11 protein-coding genes are annotated in these 13,743 nt (G+C 31.7%); 10 read left to right on the forward strand and 1 reads right to left on the reverse strand.

Annotated features, from left to right (window positions below; all coding sequences use genetic code 11):
* Nucleotides 1–2: 2 nt before the first annotated feature.
* A complete protein-coding gene (locus NST87_RS05500; protein WP_019467705.1) occupies nucleotides 3–320 on the reverse strand; it encodes a hypothetical protein in 318 nt (105 codons plus the stop codon).
* 76 nt (nucleotides 321–396) lie between these two features.
* On the opposite strand from NST87_RS05500, the gene NST87_RS05505 reads away from it, so the two are divergent.
* The 10 genes from NST87_RS05505 (at nucleotide 397) to ccpA (ending at nucleotide 13,626) form a co-directional block, all read left to right on the forward strand.
* Nucleotides 397–1,479, forward strand: coding sequence for a M42 family metallopeptidase (locus NST87_RS05505; RefSeq protein WP_401537629.1), 1,083 nt, complete (start codon nucleotides 397–399; stop codon nucleotides 1,477–1,479).
* Between the two features lie 17 nt (nucleotides 1,480–1,496).
* Complete coding sequence (locus NST87_RS05510) at nucleotides 1,497–1,805, forward strand: thioredoxin family protein (protein ID WP_019467703.1); 309 nt, start codon at nucleotides 1,497–1,499, stop codon at nucleotides 1,803–1,805.
* Between the two features lie 126 nt (nucleotides 1,806–1,931).
* Nucleotides 1,932–2,795: a DUF1444 domain-containing protein gene (locus tag NST87_RS05515; RefSeq protein ID WP_019467702.1), complete on the forward strand. Its 864-nt coding sequence runs from the start codon at nucleotides 1,932–1,934 to the stop codon at nucleotides 2,793–2,795.
* 12 nt (nucleotides 2,796–2,807) lie between these two features.
* A complete protein-coding gene (gene ytpR, locus NST87_RS05520; RefSeq protein ID WP_040030101.1) occupies nucleotides 2,808–3,407 on the forward strand; it encodes a YtpR family tRNA-binding protein in 600 nt (199 codons plus the stop codon).
* Nucleotides 3,408–3,424: 17 nt separating this feature from the next.
* Nucleotides 3,425–7,093, forward strand: a complete 3,669-nt coding sequence (locus tag NST87_RS05525) for a DNA translocase FtsK (RefSeq protein WP_340721381.1) — start codon at nucleotides 3,425–3,427, stop codon at nucleotides 7,091–7,093.
* A 23-nt stretch (nucleotides 7,094–7,116) separates the two neighbouring features.
* Nucleotides 7,117–8,430, forward strand: coding sequence for a UDP-N-acetylmuramate--L-alanine ligase (murC, locus tag NST87_RS05530; protein ID WP_019467699.1), 1,314 nt, complete (start codon nucleotides 7,117–7,119; stop codon nucleotides 8,428–8,430).
* A 71-nt stretch (nucleotides 8,431–8,501) separates the two neighbouring features.
* Nucleotides 8,502–8,993 carry a DUF948 domain-containing protein gene (locus tag NST87_RS05535; protein ID WP_019467698.1) on the forward strand — a complete coding sequence of 164 codons (492 nt, stop codon included), beginning with the start codon at nucleotides 8,502–8,504 and terminating at the stop codon, nucleotides 8,991–8,993.
* An 82-nt stretch (nucleotides 8,994–9,075) separates the two neighbouring features.
* On the forward strand, nucleotides 9,076–10,299 hold the full coding sequence (locus tag NST87_RS05540) for a hypothetical protein (RefSeq protein WP_019467697.1): 1,224 nt from the start codon (nucleotides 9,076–9,078) through the stop codon (nucleotides 10,297–10,299).
* A gap of 945 nt (nucleotides 10,300–11,244) precedes the next feature.
* Complete coding sequence (locus NST87_RS05545) at nucleotides 11,245–12,336, forward strand: bifunctional 3-deoxy-7-phosphoheptulonate synthase/chorismate mutase (protein WP_040030104.1); 1,092 nt, start codon at nucleotides 11,245–11,247, stop codon at nucleotides 12,334–12,336.
* A gap of 300 nt (nucleotides 12,337–12,636) precedes the next feature.
* Nucleotides 12,637–13,626 (forward strand): catabolite control protein A, encoded by a 990-nt coding sequence (ccpA, locus tag NST87_RS05550; RefSeq protein ID WP_019467758.1) that lies wholly within the window; start codon nucleotides 12,637–12,639, stop codon nucleotides 13,624–13,626.
* Nucleotides 13,627–13,743: the final 117 nt, after the last annotated feature.

Below are 13,743 nucleotides of genomic sequence, written 5' to 3' on the forward strand. Positions count from 1 at the left end.
TATCATTTACATTCAACGATGTTTATCACTTCACCGCTTTTAGCATTAGCATAAAAATCATAATAAGTGCGTTTGCCATTATGAAGGGTAGTGATACCACCTTGAAAGACTTCTAATTGATCGCCAGCATTTTGATACATTATCGTTTCGTTTAATATGTAAGAACCTACAACATTCATAAAATAAGTTTTTACATCTGAAATAATAATTTCAGGATTACGATTTTGTAGTTGCTTTTGGCGAGTATAAAAATAAATTGATCCAACAATAGTTGTTATTAGGATTAAGCCGATGAAGAACCAACTTTTTTTATTCAACATATTACAATCTACCCCCAATAAATTCATATTTATAGTTTACCATAATGAAGATGATATAATAAATATTAAGGAGTGAATGTCATTGAGTATAGACAAAAGTAAAACACTATCAAGAATGAAAATATTAACGGAATTACATGGCGCGCCAGGATTTGAAGATGAGGTTAAAGGATATTTGAAAGATGAGATGTCACCGTATGTAGATGATTTTGTTTATAATCGTATGGGTGGTTTTTATGGGGTTAAACGATCTAAATCTAAAGATCCTAAAAGAATAATGGTTGCTGCTCATATGGATGAAGTAGGTTTTTTAATAACGAACATTACAGATAATGGGTTTTTACAATTCACTAATTTAGGTGGAGTAGCAACTGATATTTGGCAAGGTCAAAGGCTAAAGGTAAAATCAAGAAGCAACGAAGAAATTGTTGGAGTCGTAGCAAATATACCGAAACATTTTAGAACAGGTAACGAAGGCGCACCAAAAATTGAGGATTTATTATTAGATATAGGCTGTGAAAACGAACAAGATGTCATAAATCGAGGCATTCAAATAGGTGATACTATAGTTCCAGACACACCATTTACACAATTATCAGAGCATAGGTTTGCTAGTAAAGCATGGGATAATCGCTATGGTTGTTTAATTGGTATAGAATTATTAGAATTATTAAAAGATATAGAGTTAGATTTTGATTTATATGTTGGTGCAAATGTCCAAGAAGAGGTTGGTTTAAGAGGTGCAAAAGCCTCTGCCGAATTAATTGATCCAGATGTTGCTTTTATAGTAGATTGTTCACCAGCAAATGATATGAAAGGAAAGCAAAATCTTTCCGGTGAACTGGGAAAAGGGACTTTAATTCGTATAAAAGATGGAACAATGATACTAAAACCAACGTTTAGAGATTTGCTGTTAGATTTAGCAAACAAATTTAAAATTCCTCATCAATATTATATGTCTCCAGGTGGTACAGATGGGGGAGAAATTCACAAAGCAAACATAGGTATACCAACTGCAGTTATTGGTGTTTGTGCACGCTATATTCACAGTACAAATGCAGTATTTGATTTTCGCGATTATGATGCTGCAAGAAGCTTAATATTACAATCAGTTAAAAATTTAGATAATGAAGTAATAAATACTTTACAGTATAAATAATGTTTTGGAGTGATTAGATGGAACAATTAGAAAATGAACAACAATTTTTAGAATTAAAAAAAGGACACACAGTATTTTTATTTACTGCTGATTGGTGTCCGGATTGTAAAGTGATTGAACCAGACCTACCACAACTTGAAGCAAAGTATACAAATTATAAATTCATATCAGTGGATAGAGATAAATTTATAGATATTTGTATTGAACATGGTATTATGGGCATTCCTAGTTTTTTAGTATTTAGTAATGGACAACAAATTGGAAGTTATATTGGCAAAGAACGTAAATCCATTGAACAGATAGATGAATTTTTAGCTTCTTTATAAAAACAAAGTGAATTAAATGTATAAATGTGTACGCTAAAAATATACCCTTAGAACTTACTTTTTTTCTGTTCCTAAGGGTATATTTATTGTAAACTGTATAAAGACACGTAAATAGGAGTGTTAACGATGAATGTCTTTCAAATGAGAGATAAATTAAAAGATAGATTGAAACATTTAGATGTTAAATTTAGTTTTAATCGTGATGAAGAAACACTACGCGTATCTAGAAATGATAATGGCAAAGGTGTTACTGTCAAAATTTCTACAATTGTAGCGAAATATAAAGAACAAAAAGAAAACATTGTAGATGAAATTGTATATTATGTTGAAGAAGCGATTGAACAAATGAAAGGGGAGGCTTTATCTGATGCAGAGAATATTGAGATAATGCCTGTACTAAGATCCCCTAGTTTTGATAAAAAAGACAAAGAAGGTAATTCTTTTGTTATAGATAAACATACTGCAGAAACAAATATTTATTATGCAGTAGATTTAGGAAAATCTTATCGATTAATAGATGAACAAATGTTAGAAAAATTAAATCTTACTAAACAACAAGTCAAAGAAATGGCATTATTTAATGTTAGGAAACTTGAAAACAAATATAAAACTGATGAAGTTAAAGGTAATATTTTCTATTTTGTAAATTCAAATGATGGCTATGATGCAAGTAGAATTTTAAATAATACCTTTTTAAATGACATACAAGCTCAATGTGAAGGTGAAATGTTGGTAGCAGTACCACATCAAGATGTGTTAATTATTGCTGATATACGAAATAAAACAGGTTATGATGTCATGGCACATTTAACGATGGAATTCTTCACTAAAGGTTTAGTTCCAATCACATCACTGTCATTAGCTTATGATAAAGGACATTTTGAACCAATATTTATACTAGGTAAAAATAATAAACAAAAAAGAAACCCAGATGTCATCCAAAGATTAGAAGCAACTAGAAAACAATATGAAAATAAAGATAAGAAATAAGGAGTTAAAAAAATGAATTTATTTTACAATAAAGAAGCTGTAGGAGATGTAGCTTTTTTACAAATTGAACCCACAACAGGTGAATTTACTTATGAAATAAAGAATGATGTAGTTGAAATTCGTCAAGATAATAAGGTTGTAGGTTTTAATATATTCAATGCATCAAAGGTCTCTAATATTACTGGAAAAGGTCATATAAAATTGGATGAAAATTTGATTCATGACTTACAAAAAGCAATTAATAATGCTGGTTTCACATTTGAATTAAACGCAGATTTATCACCAAAATTTGTTGTCGGTTATGTTGAAACTAAAGACAAACACCCAGATGCAGATAAATTAAGTGTATTAAATGTAGATGTAGAAACAGAAAAGCTACAAATCGTTTGTGGAGCGCCGAATGTTGAAGCAGGACAAAAGGTCGTTGTAGCAAAAGTAGGAGCTGTGATGCCAAGTGGCATGGTTATTAAAGATGCAGCATTACGTGGTGTAGATTCAAGTGGAATGATTTGTTCTATGAAAGAATTAAATTTACCAAATGCTCCACAGGAAAAAGGTATTATGGTATTGTCTGATGAATACAAAGTTGGACAGGCATTTTTTGAAGAATAGAAGGAGGTAATGTCCGAATGAGCTGGTTCGACAAATTATTTGGAGAAGAAAATGATCCTAATAAAGATTATCTAAATAAAAGAAACCAACGACGCCAAAAGAATATGCAGCAAGAACATCAAGACACATTACTTCCTCAAAATAACGATGTTTATGAGAGACCCAAAGGAAAATTTAGATTTCCAATGCGTGTTTTAGAAGAAAATAGTGACATTGAGGACGCTAATAAAGCATCATCAGAAAATGAATTTAAAAATTCCAATCATAAGTCATCTAATCATCATACTGAGAATCACCACTATAGAAGACGGAGACAAATGGCTGATGAAACAACTACAGATAAATTTAATCAACCATCTACAGAATCTTATCCATCATCACGTAGTAAAACAAATGCGTCATTAGATAATGAAATTCGTAAAGAAAAGAAACAACACAAAGGAAAAAGAACAAGAATTCAAACAGATGTTTTAGGCGGTACTGGACACGGAAGTGGATATAGTACAAAAAAACATGAGCCTACTACACCTCAATATCATAAAAGCGAATTTAAAGCGAGCGAAGTTCCTTCCGCTATTTTTGGAACTAAAAAACCACATCCTTTAGAAAACGGTGTGATAAAACCTAATAATCGTTTTACAGATGATAATGAGAGTGAAATGCAAGAAGAACAAAAACCAAATTCTAACAATAATCAAAGTGTCACTGATGAATCAACGTTTGATCAATCTTCTCAAGTTGATAGTGAACAACCATCATTTAAAAAGAGCAAAGAACAAACGCAAAATAAATCTATGCAACAAGATCATGTATCACAATCAACAACTACACCTAAAAAGAACAATACAATCAATATAGAAAATATCTACGCGTCTCAAATTGTTGAAGAAATTCGTAGAGAACGTGAGCGTAAAGTGCTTCAAAAACGTCAGTTTAAGAAAGCATTGCAACAGAAGCGACAAGAAAATCAACAAGATGACGAAGATACAATTCAAAAAGCAATTGATGAAATGTATGCACAACAAGCAAAACAATATATTGGAGAAAGTTCATTAGACGGAGCAGAAAATAATAATAGTAATACAGACTATGCAAAAAAAATGTCTGATAAAGATACAAATGAAAAAAATGATGCTGATGGCCAAAGTGATACGTCACAATACAAGTATCAAGAAATTAATTTAGATCATATAAGTGATGTACATAACATTGACAATAACCAATCAGATATTGAGTCAGATGAAAGTGAGAAACAATCTGTCAATGTAGAAAATGAATCAAGTATTACAGAAACATCAACGAGTCAAGCTAATGAAGATACAAATCTTTATCAAGATAGTAATCGTGAAGAAACAGCTAACATTCAACAACAAAATGATGAAAACGCAACAGAATCTATCGGTGATACTGAAATTTCGGATGCAACGTATAGAGAAATTTCAGATGTTCAAAATGATATGTCACAAAATACGCTTGATTCAACTCAACAAACGCACAATAATGAAGTGAAAACATCAAAAAATGAAAATGATTATTCTGTGGATGATACATCAATGTATACAAACCATCATTTTGAAAAAGAAGATGAGCAAAATGATGGTGACTCTGATGATTTAAATAAAAATGTTTCACGATATCAGAAAGATTCATCTGTTAATACTGAAGCGGATAGAACTAGTGAAAATACTTTTGTTAACGACGCACAGATTTCAGAGAATAAAGATGATGAAGCGCAGCAAGTTCATGATAAGCCAGTAGCTAAGGTTAATAGTGATGAACAAAGGAATCAACAACATAAAAAAGCAACTAGATTGAAAGGGAGCAAACCTTTCAATGTAGTGATGACACCATCTGATAAAAAACGAATGCTTGATTCTAAAAAAAATCTTAACAACACGAATACTTCTGTCAACTCAAATGAGGTTAAATTACAACAATCAGATGATAATATAGATAAATCAACACAAACGAAAAAAGATGAAACAACTGCCTCTTATCATCAACAAATGCATACCGAAAATAATGTGGAAGTAAATGCTTCTGACGATAATAAGTCAAAAATTACGGATAAGCATGCGCAATCTGAAATATTGACTGAGGATGTACAGTCCAATAAAGGTCTGAAAGATGAAGCTATAGATAACGAACATGGTGAAAAAACACAAAATCTTGAATCCACACATTTAGACAATCAATCAGTTGATGATACGAAGTCTCAGAATTCAAATTCTGTGGGTCAGCCAAGCCAAAATACGCAAACATCTCAAGAAAGTAAAACGACAATAAGAAAAGGTCCGAATATTAAACTTCCAAGTATTGATTTACTTGATGAACCTAAAGTGCATGAAATAGATAATCAATGGATTGAAGAAAAGAAACAAGAATTAAATGAAGCATTCTATTATTTCAATGTACCTGCGGAAGTTCAAACTGTTACGGAAGGACCAAGTGTGACTCGTTTTGAATTGTCTGTTGAAAAAGGTGTGAAAGTATCTAGAATTACTAACTTACAAGATGATATTAAAATGGCATTGGCAGCAAAAGATATACGTATTGAAGCACCTATTCCAGGTACGAGTTTAGTAGGTATTGAAGTGCCAAATCAGTCTTCAACACCTGTTAATTTACGTTCTATTATAGAAGATAATACATTTAAAAATGCTGAATCTAAATTAACAGTTGCTATGGGACTTAGAATTAATAATGAGCCGTTGGTAATGGATATAGCAAAAACACCTCATGCATTAATTGCTGGTGCTACAGGCTCAGGTAAATCTGTATCTATTAACAGCATTTTAATGTCATTATTGTATAAAAATCATCCTGAAGAACTAAGGTTATTACTTATCGATCCTAAGATGGTTGAGTTGGCACCATATAATGGCTTGCCACATTTGGTATCCCCTGTTATTACTGATGTTAAAGCTGCTACACAAAGTTTAAAATGGGCAGTTGAAGAAATGGAACGTCGATATAAAGTATTTGCCAAATATCATGTTAGAAATATAACTGCTTTTAATAAAAAGGCAAATTATGAAGATAGAATGCCAAAAATTGTTATAGTAATAGATGAATTAGCTGATTTAATGATGATGGCACCACAAGAGGTTGAACAATCAATTGCACGAATTGCACAAAAAGCACGCGCATGCGGGATTCATATGTTAGTTGCAACACAAAGACCATCTGTAAACGTAATTACAGGATTAATCAAAGCGAATATACCAACGCGAATTGCCTTTATGGTATCTTCAAGTGTAGATTCACGTACGATTTTAGATAGTGGTGGGGCAGAACGCTTATTAGGTTATGGGGATATGCTCTACCTAGGAAGTGGAATGAACAAACCAATACGTGTACAAGGAACTTTCGTTTCTGATGAAGAAATTGATGATGTAGTTGATTTTATTAAACAACAACGTGAACCTGATTATCTTTTTGAAGAAAAAGAATTGTTGAAAAAAGTAGAAAGTCATCCGCAAGATGATTTATTCGACGACGTATGTCGATTTATGGTACAAGAAGGACATATTTCTACTTCACTGATACAAAGACATTTCCAAATCGGTTATAATCGCGCTGCTAGAATTGTAGACCAACTAGAACAGTTAGGTTATGTTTCGGAAGCAAACGGTTCTAAACCTAGAGATGTGTATATCACTGAGTCTGATTTGAATGATAATTAATATAGAGATAAAGGAGTGTTACAATGACACATTACCATTTTGTCGGCATTAAAGGTGCCGGTATGAGTTCATTAGCACAAATCATGCATGATCTTGGAAATGAAGTACAAGGATCAGATATAAAGAATTATGTTTTTACAGAAGTAGCATTAAAAAATAAAGGTATAAAAATCCTACCTTTTGACGCAGATAATATAAAGGAAGATATGGTCATTGTTCAAGGTAATGCCTTTCCTGATACGCATGAAGAAGTAGTGCGCGCACACGATTTAAATTTAGAAGTAATTCGCTATCATGATTTTTTAGGTCATGTTATTAATCAATACACTTCTGTTGCGGTAACAGGTGCACATGGTAAAACGTCTACAACTGGCTTACTATCACATGTTATGAACGGAGATAAAAAGACTTCTTTCTTGATTGGAGACGGTACAGGTCTAGGTATTCCTGCTAGTGATTACTTTGCTTTTGAAGCATGTGAATACCGTAGACATTTTTTAAGTTATCATCCGGATTATACAATTATGACAAATATTGATTTTGATCATCCAGATTATTTTAAAGATGTACATGACGTTTTTAATGCTTTTCAAGAAATGGCACATAACGTAAAAAAAGCAATTATAGCTTGGGGAGATGATCCATATCTTCGTGATTTAAAAGCAGATGTACCTATTTATTATTATGGATTTTCTGAAAATGATGATATATATGCGGATAATATTCAAATTAGTGAAAAAGGTACACAATTTGATGTTTATATTAATAATAAATTTTATGATACTTTCTTATCTCCACAATTTGGGGATCATAATATTTTAAATGGACTTGCTGTAATAGCAATAAGTTATTTAGAAGGATTAAATGTTGATAATATTAAAGAAGCGTTAGAAACATTTGGTGGTGTAAAACGTAGATTTAATGAAACAAAAGCGGGTAAACAAATATTAGTGGATGATTATGCTCACCATCCGAGAGAAATTAGTGCTACAATTGAGACAGCACGAAAAAAATATCCTAATAAAGAAGTTATAGCTGTTTTCCAACCACATACTTTCAGTAGAACACAGGCTTTTTTAGAAGAATTTGCTGAATGTTTAAATCTTGCTGATAAAACATTTTTATGTGAAATTTTTGGATCAATAAGAGAAAATAATGGCGAACTAACTATTCAAGACCTAGTTAAAAGGGTGGATGATTCCACGCTTATTGATGAGCAAAGTGTAAATACGTTAGAACAGTATAAAGATGCAGTTATCTTATTTATGGGTGCAGGCGATATACAAAAAATCCAACGTGCATATATGGAAAATATCGGTGTAACTACCTCATTTTAATATGTTTATGTTAAAATGATGTGGGTATTTATATTAAATAACAACATATGTTTTTTTAGGAGGCGTTTTAAATGGAATGGATTTTACCTATAGCTGGAATAATTGCAGCGATTGCTTTTTTAGTATTATGTATAGGAATCGTTGTTGTATTACTTTCAGTTAAGAAAAATTTAGATCACGTTGCTAAAACTCTTGATGGAGTTGAAGGACAAATTCAAGGGATTACACGTGAATCTACTGACTTACTTCATAAAGCGAATCGCTTAACTGAAGATATTCAAGATAAATCAGAACGTTTAAACTCTGTCGTTGATGCTGTGAAAGGTATCGGTGATTCAGTTCAAACATTAAATGGTTCTGTTGATCGAGTTACAAACTCAATCACGCACAATATTTCTCAAAATGAAGATAAAATTTCTCAAGTTGTACAATGGTCAAACGTTGCAATGGAAGTTGCTGACAAATGGCAAAACAGAAGAAATCGTAGAGAAAGTGCAAATTATAAAGCAAGTAGCGTAGCAGATGATGCAAATCATAGCTATACTACACGTGTTGACCATTAATCATTTATATACTTAAAAAACAAATGCACTTAAATGAGGTATAAACTTATTTAAGTGCATTTGTTATAGGAGGCATTCAATTATGAAGTACTATAATCGAGATGATTTCGAAAGAAATTTAGAAAGTTATGAAGTTCCAGAATATTTTACATCTGGCGCTAGAAATGTGTTTGTTTATGGATTTATAGTGGGTGCAGTGATAGGTTCGGCTGTAGGGTTGGTTTCTATTAGTAAATCACGTCAAAGTGATAAATCCGATCCTAAAAATAAAAAAGCATTCAAATCAAATGTAGTTAAAGAAACTGAAAATGATAAAGCAGAAGCAGAACGTCAAGTTGCGCACATAAAAGAAAAAGCAATTACAAACAATGAATTAGATGCACAAAAAGTTGCTATTCAACAAGAGACGGCTACACACAACTTATCTAATACGTCACCTCAAGCACAAGAAACATTAACTGAACAAAAATCAAGTGAAGCATCAGATGATGATTTAAACAATATTGATGTACAAGCACAACCAACTGAAAGTGAAAAAAATGCTCAAAAAAATGCAATTAAGCAAGAGTCAGAAACACATCATTTATCTGATTCTACAGTTGCATCATCTTCTGACGAAACATCAAAAAATGGTACAGTATCGGCTACAAAATTAGCGAATGCTGCTGAAGAGAAAAATAAAGCTTTAAAAAATGACGCGACAGTTAAGGAAAACACAAATGCACTTGTAGCTGAAGAAAATGTAAAATCTAATTCTAAAAAGACAGTTCCTAATTTAGTTACTAAAAGTACTGAAGCTGAATCAACAAATAGTTTAAAATCAGCAACAGTTGCAGGTAGTATTACTGCTGCAGGATTAGCATTAGCAGCTAACCAAAAACGTGATGCAATGTCTAAAGATCCTAAGGTAGCTGAAAAGACAGTTGATTTATTAGAACCTGAAACGCTAACAGCCAAAGTTAATCAAAAGGTACCTAATTTAGTTACAAAGAAATTAGATAATGCAGTAGAAAATAATAATAAAGTAGAAAATTCTGCAGATAAACATGGTCAAGCTTCAACTAATAATGCACCTCAAGCTGCAGAACAACGTGTTAAACAAACACACAAAAGTGTGTCTTTTAAAGATGGTATAATTGTTCATGATAATGCTGAACAAGGTATAAATAAGCAATCTTCTAGTAATAATAGTACTGTTTCAGCTAATTCTGACCAAGAAGTGCCAACATATTCAAAAAACAGATTACAAAACAAGAAGTCTGAAAAAGCGAAAAGTAAAATAGATAAAAGAACATTTAATGACTAAAAGCTGTTATCTGAATTTGGAATAAATTCTATAATCAAATGGAGTTTGGGACATAAATCCCCATTCTCAAAATTAGAGGGCCAATCCTTAATATGGATTGGTCCTCTTTATATTTAAAATATTACGATTTTGATCGTGCATGCTTGCCTAGGGATATGGCTCGAGCCTGTAGTCTCTCGTCCATATCATTTCCCTGGGCCGTCAGCACGATGCAAAATCTCTATAAGTGATGTGTTTTAATACATATAGAAACAGCTTCGTATTATTTAACTTATAAAGCTAATAGCAAGTCATATTTTAAATTAACCAAAAGATATAACTTAATATGAAAACACATGATGGATGAGTCCATTTTATATAAAAAACTTACAATTTTGATTGCGCATGGTTGCCTAGGGATATGGCTCGAGCCTGTAGTCTCTCGCTCATATCATTTCCCCGGGCGTCAGCACGATGCAAAATCGGTACAATTTAAATTTTGTTATTCAAAAATAAGCCTCTTACGTATATTTTAATAAACACTACTTAAATAAATTCACTAAGTGCTTTGTTTATATAGGTTATAACGTGACTCAATTTATACACTAGCAATGGAAACTTTAATTCTTATTTCCACAAATATCTGTGCATTCAAAAGTAACGATTAAAAAATAAACGTAAGATAAAATAGGTATAGTTATTTATATCAAGTGATATATATCATTTACTTGCATACGATGTAACGAATTGTTGAAATAAAATTATATTTTATGTAATAGTGTAAAAATACGGCTAGTAAATAACAGAAAATTCAGTTATCATTAAACGTATTCACTTTAAAAGTGATTTTTTACGTTTGAGACTTGAACTTATGTGTAGTTATTGTTAGAATTACGTTTAACAAATATTTTATCGCTTTAAAGCAGAACAAAATATCGCTGTAAAATTTTCATAGAGGTGAATAAAATGACAGACAAATTACAAGAATACAGAGATGAAATTGTTGGAATTAATGAACAAATATTAGACCTTTTATCTAAAAGAGGGAAAATCGCACAAAAAATAGGTGAAGAAAAACGCAAACAGGGTACAATGGTATATGACCCTCAACGTGAAAAAGAAATGATTAATCAACTTTTAGATAAAAATGAAGGTCCGTTTAATGATAATGTGATTAAACAACTATTTAAAGAAATTTTTAAAGCCTCTACTGACTTGCAAAAATCAGAGAATGAAAAACACTTATATGTGTCTAGAAAATTGAAACCAGAAGATACGATTGTTCAATTTGATAATGGAGGCATTATTGGTGATGGTAATAAATCATTTGTTTTTGGTCCATGCTCAGTTGAGTCACAAGAACAAGTAGATGAAGTTGCTGCAAACTTACAAGCTAAAGGTGAGAAATTCATTAGAGGTGGTGCATTTAAACCTCGTACATCACCTTATGATTTCCAAGGATTAGGTGAAGAAGGACTTAAAATACTTAAAAATACAAAAGATAAATATGGTTTAAATGTTGTAAGTGAAATTGTAAATCCAGCAGATTTTGAAATTGCTGACCAATATTTAGATGTCTTCCAAATTGGTGCACGTAATATGCAAAATTTCGAATTATTAAAAGAAGCAGGGCGTTCTAATAAACCAGTATTATTAAAACGTGGATTGTCCGCTACAATTGAAGAATTTATTTTTGCAGCTGAATATATTGCGTCGCAAGGTAATGAAAATATAATTTTATGTGAACGTGGTATACGTACATATGAAAAAGCTACTAGAAATACATTAGACATTTCCGCAGTGCCGATTTTAAAACAGGGGACACATTTACCAGTTTTAGTAGATGTTACACATAGTACTGGACGTAAAGATATCATGTTACCGACTGCAAAAGCAGGTTTAGCTGTTGGTGCTGACGGCATTATGGCAGAAGTTCACCCAGATCCTTCCGTTGCATTAAGTGATAGTGGGCAACAAATGGATTTAAATGAATTTGAAAAATTCTACAATGAATTAAAACCATTAGCTGATATGTATAACAGCAAACAATTAAAATAAAGTATATGTCATTATGATTTTATAACCTCTATTTTGCACACTAACTATTTAGGTGCATATAGAGGTTTTTATATTTCTTTATAATAACTATTTATACGGAAAATAGATACTGTTTTTAAAATTTATTGTTAATGGAATAAAAAAAATACTCAAATAAGATTTAATGAATTATTATGAAATTGACATAATTATGACATTCAAATCAAAATGATTTTACATTTACGAAAAATATGGTAAACTTTGAAAATGTTATGAAAACAGAGTATAATGATAAAGAAATCGCTTTCAAGGAGGGAGTTTATGACTGTAACAATTTATGATGTAGCTAGAGAAGCTAGAGTATCTATGGCTACTGTTTCGCGTGTCGTAAATGGTAACCAAAATGTAAAACCAGAAACCCGAGACAAAGTGAACGAAGTAATAAAAAAATTGAGTTATCGTCCTAACGCAGTAGCAAGAGGATTAGCGAGTAAACGTACGACGACTGTCGGGGTAATTATCCCAGATATTTCAAATGTGTATTATTCACAACTTGCACGTGGTTTAGAAGACATTGCTACGATGTATAAATATCACTCAATCATCTCTAATTCTGATAATGATCCGAGCAAAGAGAAAGAAATTTTTAATAATTTATTAAGCAAACAAGTAGATGGCATTATCTTTTTAGGTGGTACCATATCAGAAGAAATTAAAGAGTTGATTAATAAATCATCTGTACCAGTGGTTGTATCAGGTACGAATGGTAAAGATGAAGGAATTTCATCTGTCAATATTGATTTCCAAACTGCTGCAAAAGAAATAACGGCACACTTGATCGAAAAAGGGGCAAAGCGTTTTGCTTTTGTAGGTGGAGATTATTCTAAGAAGGCACAAGATGATGTGTTAGAAGGATTAAAAGAAGTTTTATCAGAAAATCAATTAACATTGGACGAACAATTAATCTTCAATGGTAATGAAACATATAAAGATGGTTTACGTGCATTTGGTGCATTAAAATCTACTAAACCAGATGCTATTTTATCAATTAGTGATGAACAAGCAATTGGTTTAGTTCATGCAGCACAAGATGAAGGTGTAACTGTTCCGGATGATTTACAAATTGTTAGTTTTAATAATACGCGATTAGTAGAAATGGTTAGACCACAATTATCAAGTGTGATTCAGCCATTGTATGATATTGGTGCAGTGGGAATGAGATTATTAACCAAATATATGAACGAAGAAGAAATTGATGAACCTAATGTGATTTTACCGCATAGAATTGAATATAGAGGTACAACAAAATAAATTTAATAAAACATAGATGGTATAACCAAAAGCATGTTTACTATGCTTTTGGTTATAGTTTAGTAAGAATGCACTGGTTTTAAATTTTACCTGAGCTGAAATGCATAAGCCCCACTA

This window comes from Staphylococcus sp. FSL W8-0271 (assembly GCF_038006605.1).
GTDB classification, from domain to species: domain Bacteria; phylum Bacillota; class Bacilli; order Staphylococcales; family Staphylococcaceae; genus Staphylococcus; species Staphylococcus cohnii.

What these genes read in the sequence shown, in the direction of transcription:
- ccpA (WP_019467758.1), top strand. Translation starts at nt 12,637, where the DNA reads ATGACTGTAACAATTTATGATGTAGCTAGAGAAGCTAGAGTATCTATG.
- NST87_RS05505 (WP_401537629.1), top strand. Translation starts at nt 397, where the DNA reads ATGTCATTGAGTATAGACAAAAGTAAAACACTATCAAGAATGAAAATA.
- murC (WP_019467699.1), top strand. Translation starts at nt 7,117, where the DNA reads ATGACACATTACCATTTTGTCGGCATTAAAGGTGCCGGTATGAGTTCA.
- NST87_RS05540 (WP_019467697.1), top strand. Translation starts at nt 9,076, where the DNA reads ATGAAGTACTATAATCGAGATGATTTCGAAAGAAATTTAGAAAGTTAT.
- NST87_RS05500 (WP_019467705.1), bottom strand. Translation starts at nt 320, where the DNA reads ATGTTGAATAAAAAAAGTTGGTTCTTCATCGGCTTAATCCTAATAACA.
- NST87_RS05515 (WP_019467702.1), top strand. Translation starts at nt 1,932, where the DNA reads ATGAATGTCTTTCAAATGAGAGATAAATTAAAAGATAGATTGAAACAT.
- NST87_RS05545 (WP_040030104.1), top strand. Translation starts at nt 11,245, where the DNA reads ATGACAGACAAATTACAAGAATACAGAGATGAAATTGTTGGAATTAAT.
- NST87_RS05510 (WP_019467703.1), top strand. Translation starts at nt 1,497, where the DNA reads ATGGAACAATTAGAAAATGAACAACAATTTTTAGAATTAAAAAAAGGA.
- NST87_RS05535 (WP_019467698.1), top strand. Translation starts at nt 8,502, where the DNA reads ATGGAATGGATTTTACCTATAGCTGGAATAATTGCAGCGATTGCTTTT.
- ytpR (WP_040030101.1), top strand. Translation starts at nt 2,808, where the DNA reads ATGAATTTATTTTACAATAAAGAAGCTGTAGGAGATGTAGCTTTTTTA.
- NST87_RS05525 (WP_340721381.1), top strand. Translation starts at nt 3,425, where the DNA reads ATGAGCTGGTTCGACAAATTATTTGGAGAAGAAAATGATCCTAATAAA.